At 65.6% G+C, this 22,460-nt stretch carries 9 protein-coding genes; 6 read left to right on the top strand and 3 right to left on the bottom strand.

Annotation, left to right across the window (positions count from 1 at the left end; all coding sequences use genetic code 11):
• The first annotated feature begins 158 nt into the window (after positions 1-158).
• The 4 genes from QX034_RS20160 to QX034_RS20175 all read left to right on the top strand — a co-directional run bounded on the left by QX034_RS20160 (position 159) and on the right by QX034_RS20175 (position 3,623).
• Complete coding sequence (locus QX034_RS20160; RefSeq protein ID WP_316173388.1) at positions 159-899, top strand: secretin and TonB N-terminal domain-containing protein; 741 nt, start codon at positions 159-161, stop codon at positions 897-899.
• Positions 896-1,627 (top strand): TonB family protein, encoded by a 732-nt coding sequence (locus QX034_RS20165; protein WP_315700772.1) that lies wholly within the window; start codon positions 896-898, stop codon positions 1,625-1,627. The genes QX034_RS20160 and QX034_RS20165 overlap by 4 nt, the downstream gene beginning before the upstream one ends.
• 176 nt (positions 1,628-1,803) lie before the next feature.
• Positions 1,804-2,346, top strand: coding sequence for an RNA polymerase sigma factor (locus tag QX034_RS20170; protein ID WP_315700771.1), 543 nt, complete (start codon positions 1,804-1,806; stop codon positions 2,344-2,346).
• 278 nt (positions 2,347-2,624) lie between these two features.
• Entirely contained in the window at positions 2,625-3,623 is a 999-nt protein-coding gene (locus QX034_RS20175) for a FecR family protein (RefSeq protein ID WP_315766635.1), read from the top strand.
• Between the two features lie 34 nt (positions 3,624-3,657).
• Here QX034_RS20175 and QX034_RS20180 read toward each other — a convergent pair whose 3' ends face one another.
• The 3 genes from QX034_RS20180 to QX034_RS20190 are packed head-to-tail and all read right to left on the bottom strand — an operon-like array spanning position 3,658 to position 8,748.
• A complete protein-coding gene (locus QX034_RS20180; protein WP_315700769.1) occupies positions 3,658-4,305 on the bottom strand; it encodes an ATP-dependent Clp protease proteolytic subunit in 648 nt (215 codons plus the stop codon).
• A gap of 32 nt (positions 4,306-4,337) precedes the next feature.
• Positions 4,338-6,698: a type II secretion system secretin GspD gene (gspD, locus tag QX034_RS20185; RefSeq protein ID WP_315700768.1), complete on the bottom strand. Its 2,361-nt coding sequence runs from the start codon at positions 6,696-6,698 to the stop codon at positions 4,338-4,340.
• Positions 6,699-6,744: 46 nt separating this feature from the next.
• Positions 6,745-8,748 carry a hypothetical protein gene (locus QX034_RS20190; RefSeq protein ID WP_315728452.1) on the bottom strand — a complete coding sequence of 668 codons (2,004 nt, stop codon included), beginning with the start codon at positions 8,746-8,748 and terminating at the stop codon, positions 6,745-6,747.
• Positions 8,749-9,230: 482 nt separating this feature from the next.
• On the opposite strand from QX034_RS20190, the gene QX034_RS20195 reads away from it, so the two are divergent.
• Both QX034_RS20195 and QX034_RS20200 read left to right on the top strand, forming a co-directional pair.
• Positions 9,231-9,755, top strand: coding sequence for a hypothetical protein (locus QX034_RS20195; RefSeq protein ID WP_315728450.1), 525 nt, complete (start codon positions 9,231-9,233; stop codon positions 9,753-9,755).
• A 432-nt stretch (positions 9,756-10,187) separates the two neighbouring features.
• Positions 10,188-22,250 (top strand): filamentous hemagglutinin N-terminal domain-containing protein, encoded by a 12,063-nt coding sequence (locus QX034_RS20200; protein ID WP_316195714.1) that lies wholly within the window; start codon positions 10,188-10,190, stop codon positions 22,248-22,250.
• The last annotated feature ends 210 nt before the right edge of the window (positions 22,251-22,460 follow it).

Here is a 22,460-nt window from a genome sequence, read left to right on the forward strand (position 1 = left end):
TTCACGCGCTGCCGGCTCTTCCGATCTCAAGTCGTGCATAATGAAGAGCTGAATGGCGTCTCGCTGTCATGACCGAATGCACCCGACATGCGAAGGCCTGCATCACCGCTCTGCCATTGACTTCGAGCCGACTCGGAGAAAGCCTCGCGATGCGGTGCGTGCGCAACGCAGGTCACTGCGTCCCACGTTCGCCGTTCGGCGCACGCAAGAGCTGGCTGGCTGCGATGCTGGGATCGATCCTGGTCATCGGGATCGCCGCTGCAGCAGCAGAGGATGGGCCCCGGTCCAGCCAGGTGGCGATCGCCTTTCATATCCCTGCGCAACCGCTGGCGAACGCCTTGCAGGTCTATGGGGAAAAAGCCGGCGTACAGGTGCTGTATGAAAGCCATTCCGCAGTCGGTCGCACGTCAGCCGCTGTCGAGGGCAACTACACGCCGGCAGAAGCGCTTGCGACGCTCTTGAGCGGGACCGACCTGAAGGTTCAGTATGCCCGACCGAACGCCGTCACGCTCGCTCTGCGCGACGCGCCGTCCGGGGCTGCTTTGATGAGCGTGCCGGCAGCAACGGAGCTGTCCTTGGGCACGCTTCGCGTGCGCGCGACGGAAGAAGCAGACGATGCCGGCCGGCTGCGCGATTACAGCGAGGGCCTGCAGGCCGACATTCAGAAAGTGCTGCAAAAGAATTCGGAGACGCGCGGCGGCAATTATCGCGCGACGCTCGATCTGTGGATTGATCCGCTGCGCACCGTTCAGCGGGTCGCGCTGGTCCGCTCAACCGGCAGTGAGGGCCGCGACGCTGCAGTGGAGGCGGCGCTACGAGGCCTCACCGTCAGCCGACCGACACCGGCGCACGCAGCACAGCCGGTGCGGGTCGTCATCGTCGTGAGGTCGATGCAATGAAGGGCGAGGCCGGCGGCGGACAGGAGCGGGCTCCCGCGCTGTGGGCGACGAGTCCTTTCGTCGCGGCCGCGTCTCAAGAATCCTGGACCCAAAGCGAAGCGCTCCGGCTGGTGCTGGTTCCGACGGTCGTCACCTTGCTCTATGTCGGCGGCATCTATTGGATCCGCTCGCAACTGTCGGCGGAGACGTCCGCACGGGAGCGAAGTGCGATGGTGCAGGTCCAATTGCTGCCCCGGCCGGCGCCGGCGTCGATTCCCGTTGCCGCAACGGAGCTACCTTCGGCCGGCCACGTTGCGAGCCGCGTCGATAGCCCGATCAACGATGCGGACGCCGCCACAGTTGATCTCGCCGCATTGACGCCGATGACTCCGTCGCTGCCGACCGAGCGACCCGCGTCGGGCGCGGTTGCCTTGCCGGCGCCGCTGGAAGCTCCGCCGAACGGAGCCACGGCGCGCTTCCAGCAGGCCTTGCTGCGTCACGTTGCGCGCTACCAGCGCTATCCCAGGGCTGCTCGCTCGGCGCGGCTGCGCGGCGCGGTGGATGTGCTGTTTTCGATGCGCCGGGATGGCACGCTGCTCGGCGTCTGGGTGAAGACCAGTTCGGGTCAAGCCGTGCTCGACAAGGAAGCGATGGACGCCATCCGCCGGGCGCAGCCGCTGCCGCCGATTCCACCGGAATTGCCCGACCTGCTCAATGAGCGGATCACGCTCGAGTTCGATCCGTCATGATCCGGCGACCGCAGCTCACGGAGGGAACGGAGGGGCCTGCCCGGCCTGTGTTTCCACACGCGCTGGACTCGCGTCATAAATGTGTCGCCCAGCGCCGCTACCTCCAGGGGCGCTGCGGACATGGCTCGCGCGCACGAGCGAGCCGGGCTTGAGCTGGCCTTGGGGGGCGGCGGAACGTGGCTGACGTCAATCGTATCCGGCTGCGGGGGCAGCTCGTCGAGAATTACGATAGCTTGATCAGGAGGCTGACGCGGTGCCTCGGATCCGCCGACTTCGCCTATGAGGCGTTGCACGAAACATTTTTGCGGCTCGAGCGGGTGACCGACGGCGTGACGGTGCGCAGCCCCGCCGACTATATCTTTCGCATCGCCGTCAACATCGCCAATGACCGCCGCAAGGCGCAGAATTACCGGGTCAGCAGCTCGGAGATCGACGCGCTGTTGGATTTTTGTGACGAGGAGCCAGATCCGGCGCGGGTGGTCGAGGCACGCTCGGAGGTCGATGCCTTGAAACGCGCTCTCGCCGAATTGCCGACGCGGGCGCGCGAGGTGCTGCAGAGCATCGCGATCGACGGGGAGCCGGCGCGCGAGGTCGCCACGCGGCTTGGAGTCAGCCCGCGCACCATCGACAATGATCTGAGGCTGGCGCTCAAGCACTGCGCAACGTCGCTGGACTACACCCTGGTTCGCCGGCTCGGCGGTCCGCGGCCTCGCTCTTGACACGCATGAAACGGACGCGATGAGAGGCCCGCAGGCCGGAACGACCGGGTATTTCGGTAAGCAGAAGTGGCATTTCCGTCATGGCCGGCTGAAATTTGTTGGTTTCGGCAGTTTTTTTCTGCGGGATAGCGAGGCTCCAGTCGTCTATCGGGTAAGAGCTCGATCGCGCCGGATGCGATGGACGCGTGTTGCGGCGTCCGGCGCAGAACTTTTCCCATGGCGGGATTGCCAAGCGGGCCGAGCTTGGAGCTGGCGGAATTGGATATGAGCGATCGATTGTGACCGTGCCGACGTGGACGCCCGAATTCGATCCGTTACTGGACGAGGCTCTCGATTGGGTCATTCGTCTGAAGACGGGCGCGCCGCTTCGGTCCGATCTGGACGCTCTACGGCACTGGCGCGAGCAAAGTGCAGCGCATGATGAGGCGTTCAAGACAGCGGCGCGCTTGTTTCGCCAGGCGGGCGTTGCTGCGCGCGAGCTCGCCCACGAGCAGGAGGACCAGCGGGCGACGAGGGCGCCTCGCGGGGCCTCGTCACCGCAATTGCCGTCGCGTAGCGTGACGCGTCGCCTGGTCCTCAGCGGCTCGATCGCCGCGGCGGCCGCCTACATGGTCGTGCACCCGCCATTCGGCCTCTGGCCTTCGATCAGCGAGTTCTCGGCCGATTACCGCACCACCAAGGGCGAGCATCGCAAAGTGATGCTGACGCCCGACATCGCGCTCGAACTCAGCACGCAGACCAGCGTTGCGTTGCGGCCTGCGCCGGACCAACTCCGCATCGAGTTGATCGCCGGAGAGGCATCAGTCACAGCGCGGCTCGCGTCGCAGAAACCGGTCGAGCTTGTCGCCGCGGGCGGGCGCGTCAGCGCATCCCAAGCGGATTTCAATGCACGATGCCTGGATGGCGTCGTCGCGGTCACCTGCCTCGACGGCAGCGTTGCCGTCGCGCAGGACGGCCGCGTGGTTCAGCTGCGGGCATCCGAGCAGGTGAGCTATTCGGCAGCAGGTCTGCAGGCCGTCATACCGGTCGACACGGCCCAGGTGTCGGCGTGGCGAACCGGGTTGCTGATCTTTCGCGATCGGCCGCTCGCCAGCGTGGTGGAGGAGGTGAATCGCTATCGCTCCGGCAAGATCATCATCACGAATGACGATCTCAAGCGCCGCCTCGTGAACGGCACGTTCCAGCTCGATCGGCTCGACAATTTCGTCGCCCAGGTGGAGCAGTTGTTTGGCGCCAGCGCGGTCTCGCTGCCGGGTGGGGTGGTGCTGTTGAGTTGAGCGGGCGAGCATGACCCGTTAGCCGCCACAACAGCTACGGTTCATCGGCGCGATGCGGTGCACGTACCAGCCATCGCCGGGCCGGTCCTGCCGGTTTGCTGGCCGAAACGGGCGGAGCAGGCTGCTCCACGCGGTCCGTCATGATTGCTCCCATGGAGCGGAGGTCGTCCGGCGAGAGCCATGCGATGGCATCGGGCCGCGTGACGATCATGCGGCCGACGATGCGGGGCGGGACGCCGAACAGGCCGGCAATACGCGCCATCGCCAAGGTCGCCGCTTCGGTTTGTGCGCTCTGGTGGCCCAATCTGTCGGAGACGCCGTGAACCCCGATGGCGGCACCGAAGCTTGCAAATTTTTCAACTCCGGCCGCGAACACGATGAAGCAGGCCGACGCGCAGCGGGCTCCGCTCACCACCACGGTCGGCAGCTTGGCTCTACGAATGAGTTCGGCGAGCTTGATCCCCTCGGCGAGGCTGCCTCCCGGCGAGTCGAGCCGGATCGCCATCACCAGCCGCCCGTCGTCATTCGCGGTCTTGATCAGCGCCTCGGTCCCGTCGGCGTCGCCTTCCTCGATGTCTCCGCGGAGGGCGATGATCGTGGCGTTATCCTCCGTCCGCACCCCGGTCAGTTCGGCTGCTGCGACCGTGCCGGCTGCAACCGCCGCCCCCAGAATGCCCAGCATGGACCTGCGCAGATACATCGGCGCGTGCTTTGCTATCTGCGTGGGCCCGCTGCTGTCGCGTTTGCTCCGAAGCTCGATGGATTTCGACGCATCGTATCCAACCGCTCGCGGAATTCTTCCGCGACCACTTGGGCATCCTGGCTGTTGCGGATCAGCTTGGTGGTGACGAACACGATGATCTCGGAGCGGCTCTTGATGTCGGTTTTTTGGCTCAGCAGGTCGCCGAGATATCTGATCTGGGCGAGCCCCGGAATGCCTTCCACGGTCCGCTCGTCATCCTCCTTGATCAGGCCCCCGAGCAGCACGGTCTGGCCGCTGCTCGTGCCGATGGTCGAATGGATGCGCCGCTGCGAGATCGTCGGCGTGAGGTTTTGCGCACTGATCCCGGCGGGGTTGACCACGTTGGAGATCTCCTGCTCGATCTCCAGATCGATCGCTCCGTTCGGATGCACATGTGGCAGGACCTTGAGGATGATGCCGGTGTTGTGCAGCGTGATCGTGTTGACCACCGTGTTCGAGCTCGACAATACGGTGGCTGTGCCGGTCGAGATCGGAACCTGATTGCCGACCTCGAGAATGGCCGGCTGGTTGTCTGCGACCACGAGAGAGGGGGCCGACAGCACCTTGACGGTGGTCAAGGTCGACAATGCGTTCAGGATCAGCTTGGGATTTGCTTCGGCCCCGAGCAGGAGATTGAAGCCGGGCAGCACCCGCGCGAGCAGGGCGGATTGCGTCGCTGACTGTGCCGCGTTGAACAGGCCGACCGAGCCTTTATCGGTCCCGAGGCCAGCGTTCGCGCTGGTGAGATAGGCCTGCACGCCATATTGCAACTGATCGGTCAGCGTGACTTCGGCGACCATGGCATCGACCGCCACCTGAAGCCTTGGCCGGTCGAGCGATTCCAATGCCCGTTCGATCACGCGATAGTCCTCCTGATTGGAGTAGATCATGACCGAATTGGTGGTGGTGTCGGCCGTGATCCGGACGTTCTGGAACAGCCCGCGTGGCATTGCGCCGGTGCCTGAGCTGCCGAGCCCGTTCGCGTCATCCTGCTGTGCGTCCTTGCGGTCGCCAAAACTGTCAAAGGCGGCCTGGATCGGCGTGCTGCCCTTGCCCGGCGTGCCGGAGCTGTCGGCGGCTGTCGTCCCGCTGTTGCCTTGATTGCTCAGCGTTCCGCTCCCGAGCGAGTCGATGCGCGAGGTGGCCGCCGTCTGTCCCGGAGCGGTTGGGCTTTGTTGGCTGCTGTCTGGGCTGCCTTGCCCGGAACGGCCGACGAACATCTCGTTGAGAATTCGGGCAATGGCGCGTGCATTGCCGAACCGCAATCCATAGGTTCGCACCGTGGTGCCGCTGAGATCGGAGCGATCCAGCCGTTGCACCCACTGGGTCGCGCGTTCGAGCACCTTGCTGTTGCGGCTCACGGCCAGTACGGCGTTCATCCGCGACACCGGCTGGAATTTGATCACGCCCTGGCCTTGGCCGCCTTCTGCTGTATCGAATACCTTGTCGAGCTCGCGGATCATGGTCTCGGGCGCGGTCGATTTCAGCGGATAAAGCGCCACCGACTGATTGCGTAGCCATTCGACATCGAGCGTTGCGATTACGCCGAGGACCGCTTGGCGTTCGGACGTGGTGCCCTGGATCAGAAGCAGGTTGCGGGCCTGGTCGGCGCGCACTGCGCCAGGCCGTGACAGGAAGCTCTCCGCCGTCTTGGCGGTCGAGGCCGCGGACACGTAGCGCAGCGGCACGATCGACACGCCAAAGCCTGGTTGTCCCGTGCCGAAGCTCGCGGGACCGGCACCCGACGCCTCGGGCAATGGCACGATGCGGATCAGGTTGTCCTCGCGCAGCAGGGCGACGTTCGTCATCCGCAGGACACTCTCGAACACCGGCAGCACGTCCTTGCGCGGGATGGCCTGCGCGGAAGCGAGCGTGATCACGCCCTGGACGCGCGGATCGATCACGTAGTTCAGCCCGAGGCTGTCGCCCAGCACGGACTTCGCGACCGACTGGATGTCGGCATTCTCGAAATTCAGCTCGACCTCGCCGGCCTTGTTCGGGAGATCGCCGTCGAGCGCGGTCGCGAGGCGCGTTGATCCCGTCGCTTCCCGGAGCAAGGACGGGGTAGCGGGATTTTGCTCGATGCCCGGGTACATCATCGGCTGGATCGGACGGGACGCCGCTGCAGCACCCGGTTGGACATTGACCGGACCGTTCCAGCGGGCACGAAGATCGGCATCGCGGATCGGATCCGTCACCTGGTCACGCGCCGGCAGATCGATGCTCTTGTCGATCATGCAGCCACCCAGCAGGCCGCCGATTGCGAGCCAGGCGCCGGCCAGGGCGCCGAGCGAGGCGATGCGCCCTCGGTGGGACTGTTCGATGAAGGGCACGGCTGCTCTCCCCTGTAATGCGCGGTCCAGACCGGCATCGCTGTGGTCATTGCGCATCGCGCGCCGCTTTCCACGGACGATCCGCAGGTCCCAGGCTCTGTCCGGCAAGGTCCTCGACCTCGTTGATCAACGTCTCGGCGCGGGTGACGAGCCTGCCCGCATAAGCAGGGTCGATTGCGACGTGCGCAAATGCGGCACCGTCGAGCAGCGTTTTCATCTCCAGAGCCAGCGCATCGCGCCGCGTTTGGACAGCGCCAATGGCGCCGAGATAGCGTTCGTAGAAGAGATCGCTGCCTCTGATGGCCTGCGTCGCGAGCGCCAGGCCGGCCCGGCCAAGCGGCCCGAATGGCGCGTTCAAATTCCAGTAGGCCCGGGCCAGCCCGGCGTAGACGTCGCGGGACCTGGCTATCTCCGGCGGCAGCGCCTGGCTTTCAAGTGCGTCGGCGAGCACGACGCCGTCATGGACGTAAGCATCATCGAGCCCGAGCAAAGCAAGCAGTGTGGGTCGCAGATCGGCAGGATACGAGACAATGTCGGTTTGTCCGAGCTTCGCAACGCCGGGCCCGACGAGGCCGAACCAGCCGCCGCCGTCGGCTTGCTGGAGGTCCCCGGCGACCCAGGGAGCCCGAGGGTTGATCGCGACACAAGCAGGAGAGGCAGCGCAATCATCATGACTGTTCGTGGTGCGATACACATAGTTCGTATCGCCGAACATGAGGAAACTCGGCGTCCGCTTCGGGCTCGCCGTGATCATGTGCATCAGTTGCATCTGTGCGCGGTCGGCGAGCTGGGCCGCGAGCCTGTCGGTCTTCGTCGTTACCGGATTCAAAGCCGTGAGCTTGCCGACGTCCTGCTCGAGGGTGCGGGTCAGTGGATCGGTCGGCCGCGGGTTGCCCTGGATGTAGAAGGCGGGTGTACTGCTGCGCTGGATATCGAAGCTGGTCACATTGCGGCGCTGGGAGGCGACCAGTCGATCGATCGCGACATCGATTGCGCCGATAGGTCCGTAGCCGCACGGCGCGTGAGAGCTGTCGCATGTCGGTGTTTGCGGTGGTCCGCCGGTGAAGCGGTCATTGCCGGTCGAAATGACGACAAACAGCGTGTTGCTCTTCGTGATTCCGCGCTTGGCGAGTCTGTCCACGAGCGATCCGAACGCAGCATCGTAATCGGCAAGCCTTATCAGATAGTCCGGCTCACCGGGGCCAGAGCCACGCGGGTCGCCGTCTTTGTGAGCATCACCGATTGCGACATAGACTACCTGCACGCCGGCTTCGAGCATCGCCACGGCGTAGCCGAGCGACTGGGCTGCCGTTGGATTCGAGCCGGGAAAACCGGCATGGCCGGCGTGATCCGCAATCACCCTGCCGTCGAGCCCCTTCACCGGGCCGTCGGGTGATATCGCTGGTTGCACATGACGATTGCCGAGCAATCCGCTAAAGCCGATATAGCCGTTGGGTTCGTCAGGCAGCACATCGGGTCGTGCGTGGCCATCAGCGCAAATTTGGCTGTTGCGCGCACAATGGATGGCGATGCCGAGGAGATCCGCCTCGGCGCTGGCGGGATCGCGGGCAGCGGCCTCTGCTTCCGAGCTCCCCAGTACGTTCGCGACCTCAGCGTCCAGCGCCTGAAGCGTGAGGCCGGTCACTGCGAACGCGCCTACGTCGCAGCCCGCTCGGGTGAAGGGAACCCACGGCGCCGCCGCCATCTTGCCGCTGTCGGCCAGCATCAGCGGCTTGCCGTCGCCTCCGCTTGCTGTCCAGTAGCCGAAGGCCGGTGAGAAATCGACGCTGCCGTCGCTGCGAAAGCTGCCGTAACTGTCGCCGATGGAAACGCCCATGCGGTCGCCAAGCAGTCCAGTCAGGACGGCCAGGACATCAGGAGCCCGCTGTGACGGCGGCGCAGTCGGGCGATTGCTGCCGATGGTTCCGTTGCTGGCGAGAAACGCACGCAAGCGCGGCATCTGTTCGAGATCCGAGGGGACGAGCGGTTCGTCGCGAGAAAGATGCACATTGTCGAGCTGGATCTGCACCACGCGCGTGATCGTTCCCATCCGCGCGTGCAGTTCGCAGGCCGCGAGCGCTTGCCCAAGACCCAATGTGCATCCCACGACCGCGAGCGAGGCGAACGTCACACCTCCGCGCAGTAAGGATGCGAGACCGGCCGAGAGGCCGGCGGAAGTGCGACGCGAACGCATGACGCGATGGGTCTTTGATGGATGTGTCTTTGATGATTGTCTTGGTGCCGATCGTGGACTGCAACGTCAGCAAGCCGCTTTCGCTGAAGCATGCGGAGTGTGTTCGAATTCGATGACGTCGTTGTAACGACGATGAGCTCATCTCGCGCATAGCGAGAATGCTTAGTTGTGATTCGCCTTCATCGATTTGACGCAAACAGCCTTGGTTCGCTCGGAACCTCCGCAGATTGGTTTGCAAGACCTGCAATTTGCAGGACTTGCAAGACGTCGTCGCCTGACGCAGGTTATGCTCGCATGTTCGGATGACGCTCATATCGACGGGCGGTGGGAGAATAGGCATGGTCGGGCTGACGACACGCAAGCATGCTGCCGGCGGTCGGCTTTTTATCTCCGTCACCCTGGTCCTCGGCATCGCGCTGATCGCGATCGCTCCACTCGCTGCCGGCGAGGAGGTTGCCATCCGTAATCCCGTTGAACTGCAGCCGTTGCAGCAATTGACGGCCACGCATCAGCGTCCGCTATTCTCACCGTCCCGGCGACCGCCACCGAAGGTGGCGACCCCAGTTGTGGTGCGGCAAGAGGCAGCGCCGCCGGCGCCGCCGCCCAGCCTGGTTGTGCTTGGCATCGTCAGCGAGAACGGGGAGGGCCGTGCGATGATCCGTGCGGCCGATAGACGTCCGGCCGACAAGGTTGTCCGCGTGCGGACCGGTGACGACATCGGCGGCTGGAAGGTCGACAAGGTCGAGTCGCGGCGGATCGTGCTGACCCAGGGCGAGCGCTCAGTCGACTTCGTCCTGTTTGGGGCTGCTGAAAAAGGCATCAAGTCGGCGGATGCGACGGCGAGAGCGCGGCGCGATCGCTAGTCGCGGCGAATATGACGGTCCGATCAGCGAGGCCGGTACGCTTTCGATCTGAACTGCCTGAGGAGAGGCTGCCGCAAGCGCGCAAGCGAGCTCCAGATCGGCAGCGTTCAACTCCGCGTTCTCTCGATGTTCGCGTTCATGTCGCGGCTCCTGCTCCTGGCTGAACTCAATCAATATAGCCGAAAATTTTTGTCGCCGGGGCTGCGTGTTAGGGGTCTGCAGACAGTCTTAGAGATGAGGAGAGGCGCATCCCCGAGTCGTCGGGCGCGTTCGCTTGGGTGCAGGCGGGCGTCGCGGCGGTTTGGGGAGGGCTGATCGCTCGACCTGCTTACGTTGATCTGATGACGCAGCCTGTCGATTGCGTCACAGGCCGGCTGCCGCCGGCCGATGCGCCTGTGGGTCTGATTTGTTGTCGCTTCGAAAGGCCCCCGCATGCCTGCGCATTTCTGGACCCGCTTCGCTTCACGTCGTGCCTTGCTGCTCGTCGGCGTGAGTACGATTGCGATCGCGATTGCGGCGAGTTCGGCAGTGAGCGCGCGTCCGTTGGGAGGCGCCGGGCCGGTGTCGTCGGCGACCGCCGCCGCAGCAGCCGCGGCCGCAGCGGCGGCGCAACAGGCCCAGCAGGCAGCGCAGAACAGTCAGCAATCGATGACGCGGGCGTTGAGTGCGATCCAGGCCATGCAGGCGGCGCAGAGCGCGGCTCGCGCTGCTGCTGCGGCGGCGCAGGGGGCCATCCCAAGCGGGTTGGCAGCCGGCGGGCTGGTGCCGGACAGTGGCCTTGCCGCTCCGGGCGTCGCCAACCCCGTCACCACCTGGGTCGGCGCGAATACCCCGACCCAGAGCAAAGGCAACGGCCAGACCACGGTCACCATCGACCAGACCCAGTCGCAGGCGCTGTTGAATTGGCAGAGTTTCAACGTATCGCGCGATACCACGGTCGTGTTCAACCAGCAGGGCCACCGCGATTGGTCGGCGCTGAACAGGATCGCGTCGGGGATCGCGCCGAGCCAGATCCAGGGTGCGATCAAGGCGGATGGCGCCGTCTACATCATCAACCAGAACGGCATCATCTTCACCGGCACCAGCCAGATCAATGTGCATACGCTGGTCGCATCGACGCTCGACCTGTCGGCCAATCTCAGCGGCAACAATTATCAGCAGTATCTCCAGAGCGGGTTGTTTTCGGACACCATTCCGTCCGACTTCAACAATCAGGTTGCAGGAGCCGCAGTGTTCTCGCAGGGGAGCGGCGGCACGGTCGTGGTTCAGGCCGGCGCGCGGATCGACACCACCGGAAGTCTGAGCTCCGGTGGCGATGGCGGTTATGTGGCGCTGCTCGGCGCCGGCGGCGTCAGCAACGCCGGCGCGATCACCACGCAAAACGGCCAGATCATTCTGGCTGCGGGCGCTCAGATCACGCTGATGACGCCGCTGTCGAGCCTAGTCGGCGTCAAGACTGCACAGCAGGTGCGCGTCGAGGGCAGCACCACGCCCGTCGCCAATGCCGCCAACGGCCTCTTGATCTCCAATGATGGCGCGGTCACGCTGGCCGGCGGGCAGATCGACCAGCTCGGCGCCATCGTATCGACCACCAGCACCACGCGCACCGGCTCGATCCTGCTCAGCACGGTCACCAGCGGCATCACGGCCACCACCGGGAATATCGTGCTCGGTGCCGACAGCTTGACCGCGATCCTGCCCGACGAGAGCAGCGGCACGCTGCCGACATCGACCCTCACATCCCCCACCAATGCGAACGGCGCCAATAACGCGGATTATTTCAAGACCGTGCTGCAGCCGCAGCTCACGATCCAAGCTTTGGGCGGCGTCGATGTCCAGGGCCACGGTTCGGGCCTCGGCGGCGCCTTCATCAAGGCGCCAAGCGCGACGTTGACCATCAGCGGCGACGGTACCAGTGGCAGCGTTCTGCTCGAGGCCGGCAGCGCCGTGGATGTCTCCGGCATCGCCGGTGTGACCCTGCCGATGTCGGTCAACCAGATCGACATCCTGGTGACCCAGGCCGAGGTGGCCGACACGCCGCTGGCCGCCGCCCTGATTGGCAAGACCGTGAGCATCGATGCGCGGTTGACCGGCACCCGCGCCGACGGCCTGCAATGGGTGGGATCCCCGCTGCTCAATGCGTCCGGCTATGTCGGCCTGATTCCGCAAAGCATCGACCAGATCCTGACGGTGGGCGGCAGCTTTACCTCGTCGGCCAAGAACGTCGTGCAGATGCCGGGCTCGAGCGTCAACGTCTCCGGCGGCTATGTGCAATATGCCGGCGGCGTCATCACCACGACGCGATTGCTCGGCTCCAACGGGCGGCTCTACGATATCGGCAGTGCCGATCCGAACCTGTCATACACGGTTTATACGGGCTTCACGGTCGATCATTCGCGCTGGGGCGTTACGGAGACCTATGCGGGGCTGGCCGGCAGCGGGGCGCATTACGAACGCAGCTACGTCGCGGGCGCCAATGGCGGTGCGATCAATGTGACGGCGCAGGCGCCGATCCTCGCCGGCGACATCGTGGCTACCGTGATCGCCGGAAGCCGCCAGCGCGCCCTGGCCGGATCGTCGAATGTCGCCGCTGCCGACAAGATGCCGAGCGGTGCCTCGCTGGGCCTCACCTTGACCCCCGCCGGTGCCACTGCATACGACGTGTCGCTGGAATCGCAGGCCAATGCTGGCGCCGATCCCTATGGCCTTGCGGGGGTGAGCTTTGCGACCGCCGCGACATGGTCGCCGACCTTGGCGAACGGCATGTTGCCGATCTTTACCGATTCGCTGTCGAACCTGTCGCTTGGCTCGATCTCGATCAAGGGCGCTCACACGCTGAGCATGGAGACGGGGGCGACCCTGTCCGTGCGCGCGGGCGGCAGCATCACGCTGGATAACGTGGCCACCATCGATGGCACGTTGTCGGCGCCCGCCGGCAGCATCAGGCTCACCGGCTTCACTTATCCCGTCAACCGGCCGCAGACGCCGCCAGTCGCTGCGGTCGTGATCGGCTCCCGGGCCGTGCTCGACGTGCACGGGCTCTGGGTCAACGACAGCGGCCTGTCGGGCGACGAGGTGCAGGGCGCCGGCTTCGTCAATGGGGGCAGCGTCAGCATCAGCACGCTCGCCGCCAGCAATGGGCCGTCGACCGGCACCGGCGTGTTCACCGACGCGACGCAGAGCATCGTGTTGGCAGCGGGCAGCATCATCGACGTGTCCGGCGGCGGCTATGTCGGGACTACGGGCAAACTGAAGACCGGATCCGATGCGCTGCCGGTCGGCAAAGGCGGTAGCCTGTCTCTCGTGACCTATGCCGGCGGTTTCAACGGTTCGATTGTGACCCCGGGTTCAGGGACCGGCGGCAACAATAGTTTCAACGTTCGTCCCCAGGGAGCCGACGGGACTTCGAGCCCGGCGAACTTCGCGAGCGTGGTGCTCGGCAGTACGATCTATGCCGACGGGCTCGACGGCGGCGGCACGCTGACCCTGCAGGTGCCGACCGTGACCGTCGATGGCAAGGCCACGCAGGCGACGTCCTACGTGTCGAGCAAGACCGCAGCCGCATTGGCCGGCACCGGCGCGTCCGCAGTAGCGAGCTACGCGGTTTCGGATGCGCATGCCGGCGAACTGGTGCTGCCGAATTCGTTCTTCACCAGCGGCTTCTCACAGGTCGTCGTCAATGGTGCCGATGGCGGCGCCAAAGTGACGTCCGGCACGCATGTGACCCCGCGCCAGATCAACGCGATCGTGAACGGCAACCTGCTCGCGGCGCCGACAGGGGCGCTGGTACGCAACTATGCTTCGGTTGGGCTGCTGCCTGATGGCTGGCGCAAGCCGGCCGGCCTGACGCTGGCCTCGGCCAATGCGGGCGTTCTGCTCGATGTTGGCGCGAGCATCGAGGCAGACCCGCAGGCCGTCGTGGCGCTGAGCGCGACAACGACGGCCGACATCCGCGGCAGCGTCATCGCATCGGGCGGCACCATCAACGTGTCGGGCGGTGACATCCTGATCGGCTCGACGGCGCTGCTCGATGTGAGCGGCACCTTCGTGCCCAATCCCAAGGTCGTGGCCTATTCCACTGGAACTGTGCTCGACGGCGGCACCGTTACGCTGACCGCAACGGTCAATGCCACGATCGGCACCACTGGCAGCATCATCGCGCAGTCCGGTGCGCAGTTCGATCTGCGGGGATCTGCGGTTTCCGCTGCGAGCGGGCTGGTCCGCTTCTCGCCACGCGATAGCGGGCAGGATGCCTGGAGCAATGGCGGCAGCCTGCAGCTTAGCGGCAACAAAATCTACTTCGCCAGCGTGGTCGACGCGGCCGGCGGCGCGCCGCAGGCCACAGGCGGCAGCTTGAGCGTCGCGGTCGGGTCTGGTTCGCTCGTGATCGAGCCGGCCGGCATCGTCGCCGCAAACCTGCCGGCGCTCGGCGCAGGCCCGGCGGGCGCCTTCATCGGCGCCGACACCCTGAATAACAGCGGCTTCGATTCCGTCACGCTCTCCGCGAATCGCAGCATCGCATTCGGCGGCTCGGTCGATGTGTCCGTGCCCGGCGCGCTGACGCTGATCGCCGGCAATGGACATGTCGTTCTGCTGCCGAATAGCGGCGGGTTGCTGCCTGCGGGAGTGAGTGATGCGGCCGCGTATACCGCGCCGAGTTGCGGCACGACGGCATGCATCCCCAGCGTCGGCGGTACGACGGTCAATCTGAAGGCGAGCTATGCCCGTTTGGTTGGGATTTCGCGGGTAGATGGAATGCTCACGGCGCCGTCGCTTGCCGACGGCACATTGAACGTCTCGGCCAAATGGATCGATCTGCAACGTTCGATCGCGCTGGACAACGTCGCAAACGCAAATTTCGTGAGCAGCAGCGCCATTCGGCTACTGTCCTCCGATTACGGCTTCGTCGGAACCAACCAAATCGTCAATGCCGGCGCGCTGGTCACGTCGGGCAATCTGACCCTGCAGGCAACGGAGATCTATCCGGTCACCGGGACACAGTTCTTGCTGGTCTCCACGGGTACGGTCGACTCCGCGAGCACGCTGACCATCCTGCCGAACGGTCAAGCCACGGCGCCGCTGTCCGCCGGAGGCGGGGTGGTGCTGAGCGCGAAGACAATCAATCAGGACGGCACGCTTTGGGCGCCGCTCGGCACAATGATCGTAGGCACGCCGACCACAATGCCTGCGGCAATTGCGGCGCTGTTCGACGGTACCGGCACCAAGCCGCAATTCGTGACCACCGACACCGTCACACTGGGCAAGGGTAGCCTCACCTCGGTCTCCGCCGCCGGACTCGATATCCCCTATGGCATCACGGTCGACGACACCACCTGGTACTACGGCGTGCCTACGAGCATCGGCGGCAATGTCCTGCCGCCGATCCTGACCGCGCCGCCGAGCAAGTCGATCAGCCTGTTCGGCAACAACGTGACCACGCAGTCCGGCGCGGTGCTCGACCTCAGCGGTGGGGGCGACATCTACGCGACCGAATTCGTCGCCGGCAATGGCGGTTCCCGCAACGTGCTGACGTCATATCAGCAGAACGTGTCCACCGGCGCCACTTCACCAACCTATTCTGACGGGCGTCAGGTCTACGCCCTGGTCCCGACCTATGAAGCGCCGGTCGGCGCCTATGATCCGACTTTCGCGCAATATCCCTATTATTCCGGCGTCACCGTGACGCCGGGCTCGAATTTCAATACGGCCGGTAACAGTCCGAACGCGATCGCTCCGGGGCAAACCGTGACCATCGCCGGCGGCAGCGGCATCGCCGCCGGCACCTATGTGCTGCTGCCCGGCATGTATGCGACTTTGCCCGGCGCCTATCGCGTCGTCCAGGTGGCGAGCAATGTCAGCTCCAGCACGACCAAGAGCGCGACGAGCGCCGACGGCTCGCAATATGTCGTCGGCAAGCTTGGCAACGCGCTCACTGGCGCGAGCTCGTCGCAATCGGCGCTGTTCCAGGTGCAGTCGAAGTCGGTCTGGTCGAAATATTCTCGCATCGACGTCACCTCCGGCACCACGTTCTTCCGCAACCAGGCGATCGCCGTCGGCCAGACCCCGCCGCCGCTGCCGATCGACGGCGGCACCTTGGTGCTCGGAGCCGTCAAGTCGCTGAACCTTGCAGGCACCAACCTGTTCGGCCCCGGCACCAGCGATCTGGCGCCAGGCCTGGTCGGCAGCGGCGGCCAGGTGCAGATCGGCGGCAGCAACATCGTGATCCTGGCGTCCGACCAGGCGCTCCCGCTTGCGGACTGCCTGGCCGGCAGCGCGCCGGGCTGCACGGGATCGGCGAATTATCTCGTGCTCGACGCCGACCAGATCAGCAATCTCGGCGCGAGCTCGGTCCTGATCGGCGGCACCGCATCGATCGTGGGCGGCGTCCAGAACATCACCGCGACCGCGCTCAATCTCGAGGTCAAGACCGACGCGGCGCACGCCCTGACCGGGCCGGAGCTGATCCTGGTTTCGCTGGCCCAGATCCCCGGCGTCACGTCCGGCAATGGCCTCACCGTCGATGCCGGCAGCGTGATTCAAGCCAAAGGCGCTGTGCCCGGCGGCACCAGTCGCGACATTTCGTTCGGCACCAATCCGGTGGCGACGAAAGACGGCGCTGGCAACGTAACTTACACTGCCGGCGTCAGTGGCGACGGCGCGATGCTGCGGGTCTCCAACGGCAAGCTGGTGAATGTGACCCGGACCTACCTGCCGGGACAATATGGCGGTCCGGGCCCGCTGCCGCCCGCCGCATCGCCTCAAGGCAAGTTCTCGATCGGGGTCGGTGCGGTGATCGATGGCGGCAACGCGCTGACGCTGGACACCAGCGGCGGCGGCGCGCTCGACGCGACGGCTTCGCTGAAGGCCAAGAACTACGAGATCGCCGGCTCCGTCATCAACATCGGCAATGGCACGTCCGGCATCTCGCTGAACCCGGCCGTGCTCGCCAACTTCAACGGTGCCAGCACGGTCCGGCTGCGCAGCGCGACCGTGATCAATCTCGTCGATTCCGGCAATCTGATCGTCGGCGCCGATCCTGCAAACCCCATCAATACCCTGATCTTCGATAGTGCCGGCCTGATCAGCCAGGGCGGGCAGACCACCGTCAATGCGACCAACATTCGCCTCGCCAACAGCCGCGGCGTCACGGCGACCGGCAGCGCGGGCAGCGGCAGCCTGACGCTGAGTGCCGGCGATACCCTGACGGAGGATGTCGGCGCCAAGACGATCGGCGGCGTCAGCCAGGTCGTCCTCAAGGCCGGCCGGGCGATCGCGTTCAGCGGCACCGGCAGCCTCAATGCCGGCGCTGCGAACATGCAGCTTTCGGCCCCGGTGCTCCTGGTCAACAGCGGCGCGACCCAGTCCATCACCACCACGGGCGCCGTCAACCTGATGACAGGGGCGGGGACCGCGCCTGCCGCCGTCGCCAGCAATATCGGCGGCGCCCTCTCCATCACCGCCGCATCGATCCTCGATACCGCGAAGATCCAGGCGCTATCCGGCAATGTCAGCCTGATCGCGACCGCGGGCGACGTCGAGCTCGGCAACGGAGCTTCGATCCGTGCGTCCGGCTCCGAGGTCACGGTGCTCGACATCGTCAAGGATGCGCCGGGCGGCAAGGTCCGGCTGGTGTCGAGCACCGGCAACGTGCTGATCGACAACGGGGCGAGCGTCGACGTCTCAGGCGTGGGCATCGGCTTTGCCGGGTCGCTGACCATGCAGGCCCCAGGCGTTGTCAGGCTGGCCGGCTCGCTGGACGGGCACGCCGCCTTCAAGGATCTCGGCGGCGACTTCACGCTTAAGGCCGGCACGCTCGAGGCCGGCAGCGTGCTGCCGACGAGCTTCACCGGCAGCGTCGCGGTGACCTTGCAACAGGGCGACATCGTGATCGGCAATGTTGCCGGTACGCGGGCGTTGGCCCTGAACGCCGGGCAGATCATGCTCGATGCCGAGAACGGCAGCGTGCAGGTCTATGGCAGCGGTGACGCCGGCAACCCCGCCAACCAGCTCACGGTGCTCGATGCCAGCGGCCTCAACGGCCAGATCTCGCTCTACGGCTCCAACGGCGTGAGCATCGGGGCCGGGACGCGGCTGACTGCGGCCTGGGTCGCAGATGATCCGAACAATCCGAACTACGCCAAAGGCAGCTCGCTGCTGGTGCAGAATGGCGGCATCATCAAGCTCGGCACCTCGGGTACGCCGGCGGCAGACGGCTCGCTGAATTCGACCTATGGCTATGAGAACGTGACATCCTCGGGCGCGATTTCGGTCGCCGCCAACACCACGTTGGATGTCAGCGGCGGCCCCGGTGGCGCCAACATCTCGAACACCGGCGGGCAGGTGATCCTGCGCGCACCGATCCTGGCCGGCGGCGGCTTCAATGCGCAATTCCACGGCACCATCGCCACCAGCGCGGGTGCCAGCGGCCAGCCGAGCGGCGGCGGGCTGGTGCTCGATGCCTATGCGGTGTGGAGCACCACGGACGGATGCTCGCTGATTGCAGCCGGCTGCGGCTCCATCACCACGGTCGCCCAGTACAACGCGCTGAGCGCGGCGCAAAAAGCGCAGATGGACCAGCATTTCGACGGCATCATCGATCCCGCCGGCTTCTTCAATGGGGCGGGTACGCAGGTCGTCACTCCGACCGCCGTGACCGGCTCGACGGGCATCTATCCGACCTCGTATTATAACGCTGCGACCGGGAATGCGACCGCGGCCGCGGGCGCCTATCTGGCGCATCTGGATTTCTATCAGAACACGCTGGTCAAGTTCGTCCAGCAGACCAGCCTGACCGGCTATGACCTGTCCGGTGCGACGATCAGGACGACGGCGCCCGGCGCGGCGGCGCAGAGCCTGACGCCGGGCTCGACCTTGCACCTGCGGCCCGAGATCGCCCTCGTCAATCCGTCGACGGCCGTCAACGGCGGCAACATTACGGTCGCCAGCAACTGGAATCTCGGCGGCATGGTGCCGACGAGTGCGAGCGTCCCGACGTCGAGCCGAAATGTGCCGCTGACGAGCTACACTCCGGCCTATCGCTCCACCGTGAGCGGCTTTGCCGGCGATGCCGGCACGCTGGCGCTGCGCGCCGCCAACAACGTCGCCATCAATGCCACCATCAGCGACGGCTTCTACGAGCCGTTCGACGGCTTCAGCAAGAATGCCGCAACGAGCTACAGACTGGTCGCCAACCTGATCGCCAACAATCCGGCGCAGACCTCGGTTTCCGGTGCGGTCGTCAGAGACCTCAACACCACCTCAGCGGCGAGCCTGATGTCGATCACGCAGGGGACCAACAACGGCTCGTTCTCCTACGACTTCGTCGCCGGCGCTGTGCTCGGCACCACGCCTTCGGCCAATCCCAATGCCGTGGTGGCGATCTCCGATCCGGCGTCCGCCAGCAACACCACCGGCAGCGTGCTGATCAATGGGCATACGACCTATCTGGATGCGGCGGTCTCTGGCACACAAATCTATATCCCCACGCTGGTCCGGACCGGCACCGGATCGATCGACATGACCGCAGCCGACAACGTTGCCTTCATCGACCAGGCGGCGCCCGGCGCCGTCTATACGGCGGGCGCAAGGGTCGTGACGCCGGCTGGCTACACCGTGCCTGCGGCCGGTGTTTTCTACAAGACCACTCCGAACGGCCTCGTCGGCCTGCCGGCCTGGTCGAGCGGCGGCGGCGCGGTGACGGTGACGGCCGGCGGCTCGATCATCGGCATCGAGACCCCCACCGATAACTCCACCGGCAGCCAGTACGGCATCCCGAATGGGCCGACCGGCGAGTTCTGGAGTTCGTGGTACATCCATTACGGCTTGTCGAACGGAACGGCGACGCCATTTACGAACACCGTCAATTGCCCCGCCCCCAAGAACTGCCAGACGGCCGCCTGGATCAATTTCAACACCTTCTTCCAGGGCTTCGGCGCGCTCGGCGGCGGCAACATCACGCTGACGTCGGGCGCCGACATCGTCGATGTCGGCGCCTCCTTGCCGGAAACCCTGGTGGTCAGCGGCGGCACCGGCGCCCGCGATGCCAGCGGCAATTTGATCGGCCCTGTGGCTACCTATTATGGCGGCGGCAATCTGGTGGTGAAGGCCGGCCGCGACCTCCTGAGCAGCGACTTCCTGGTCGGCCGCGGTACCGGCATGATCCAGGTCGGCGGTTCGGTCCAGGTCGATCCGTCGAATCCGATCACCCAACAACAGACGATGTTGTCGCAGGTGGCGCCATTGCCGGGGTCGAGCATCATCATCCCCGCCGTCGTCGGACAAATCCCGCTGCCGCTGCTGCTGGCGGTGCAGGACGGCTTTGTGACCGTCACCGCGCGTGGATCGATCACTCTCGGTGGGGTCTATGATCCCGCATCCCTTCCGTCTGATGGCGACGTGCGCACGCCGTTGGGCTTCTGGCCCAACGGCAGTGGGGCGTTGGCACCGGGCTGGGGCAATCTTTTCACCACGTTCGGTCCCGGCAGCGGTATCGCACTGGCGAGCACTGCCGGCAACGTGACCGCCCTGACCATCGATACGACGACCCAGAATAACGTGGGTGGTCTATTCTATCACACCCTCACGTCATTTAGCTCGAATGGAGCAAGAATAGGATTGTCGCTGCCAGCCACGCTCGACGTGGTATCGCTGCAGGGCAATGTCGATCTCAGCGGCGCAACCGCGGCCAACCTGGTCCCGATTCCGACCCGAAGCGGCAGCGATACCGGCACTCTTAGTATCGTCGCGGCACAGTCGATTTTTCTTGGGCCTTCGCTCAACATGCCGGACCTCGTCACGACGTCGACCCAGGTGGTCGGCAACAGTCAAGTCAGCCTCTCCAGCTACATCAGCCCGCTCGGGCTGGTGCTGCCCAGCTTGACCGAGGCGCTGCACGCCAACGATCCGCAGCCGGTGATCATCGCCGCAGGGCAGGATATCTACGCGGTCAACCCCGCCACGACCGTCCCCACGAACATGACGCTGATCAAGCCGGCGCGGATCGAGGCTGGCAACAACATCTACGCGGCCACGGCTACGGGAAACGTGGTGGCGACAACGGGCAGTGGTCCGCAGATCACAGGCTTCCAATTTACCGGCCAGAATAACAATGCCGGCGACATCACCAGCATCGTCGCCGGCAACGATCTGGTCGGTGGCAACTACCTGCTCTATGGTCCCGGCACCCTCCTGCTGCAGGCTGGACGTGACCTCGGTCCCTTCACAACAAATGGGCAAGGCGTCCTCACGGTCGGCGACGGCAGCGCACTGACAGCGGCGAACAACGGAAGCACTCTTGCGACCGTCAAGCACTATCTCCCATCGCAGGGCGCCGAGCTCGATATCCTGTTCGGCGTCAAGCCGGGTATCGACTATGCGGCAGCGATCGCGCAGTACGTCGATCCGGCCCGGGCCGGCAGCGGCGGCATCGATTTCCTCGCCGACATCGCGGCCGCGCTGGGCCAGTCGCGTGACCAGGCCCGGACCACTTTCCAGGGCTTGTCGGCGACGCGGCAGCATCTGCTGGTCGACCGCGCGTTGCTGGATCTGCTGATCCGGGTCGGCAAGGACGCCAAGGATCCGGCCAGCCAGTATGCTGGAAAGTACGCGCGCGCCTATGCTGCCATTTCGACCCTGTTCCCCGCCGCTCTCGGCTACACCGACAACGCTACGGGCGGCGCCAATGGCGCGGCGGCGAAGGTCGCAACCGGCAAGATGAACGTCGCCTCGTCGGTGCTGGAGACCCAGAAGGGCGGCGACGTCAACATCATCGGCCCCGGCGGCGGCATTACCGTCGGCCACAGCTCCACCGACGTGCTGTCGCCGAGCCAGGAGGGCATCCTGACGCTCGGCGGCGGCAACATTCGCATCTTCACCGACGATTCCGTCGCGGTGAACCAGAGCCGCATCATGACACAGGAGGGCGGCGACATCGGCGTGTTCGTCGCCAATGGCGACATCAGCGCCGGCTCCGGGCCGAAGACTTACGCCTCGAGCCCGGCCGTCGGCGAGATCTGCACCATGGACGGCTATTGCTACGTCAATCCGCAGGGCCTGGTCACCGGCGCCGGCATCGCCGCGCTGCTGACCCTGCCGGGCCAGGATCCGAGCAAGAGCAACGTCACTTTGGTGGCGCCGCACGGCACCATCGACCTCGGCTCCGCGGGCCTGCGCGGCACCAGCGTCACCCTGGCCGCGCTGACCGTGCTCAACAGCTTCAATGTCCAGGCGACCTCGGTCACCGGCCTCAGCTTCACGCCGCCGCCAAACACGGCGGCATTGACCTCGGCCTCCAACGCGACCGCGGCGACCCAGCAGGCCGCACCGGTGACGCAGCCGCAGTCCAACGACCGGCCGTCGATCATCATGGTCGAGGTGGTCGGCTATGGCGGCGGAAGCGGCGGCGCCAGCCTCGATACCCAGCCTCCGGCCGGAGGCACTGCGAGCAAGCCGGCCGACAAGGACGATGGGCGCCGACGCGGACAGCCGCAGCCGTGAAGCACGATGCGGCAGCCTTATGAGTCGGCCGCACTTAGGCTACGCAGTCGCATCTGCTTGTATCCGTGACGTCAGCGCGCTCCCTGTCCCTCTGAAGCGGCGGCCAACGCATCGGAGAGAGCGGCGCGATCCGGCGACGACGCGCGGATCACGCCGCCGTCCCACGTGATGACCCATCACGGGTGATGACGTGTGGCAACCGTCGACCTG

It is taken from the genome of Bradyrhizobium sp. SZCCHNR3119 (assembly GCF_032487775.1).
In the GTDB taxonomy this organism is placed as follows: Bacteria; Pseudomonadota; Alphaproteobacteria; order Rhizobiales; family Xanthobacteraceae; genus Bradyrhizobium.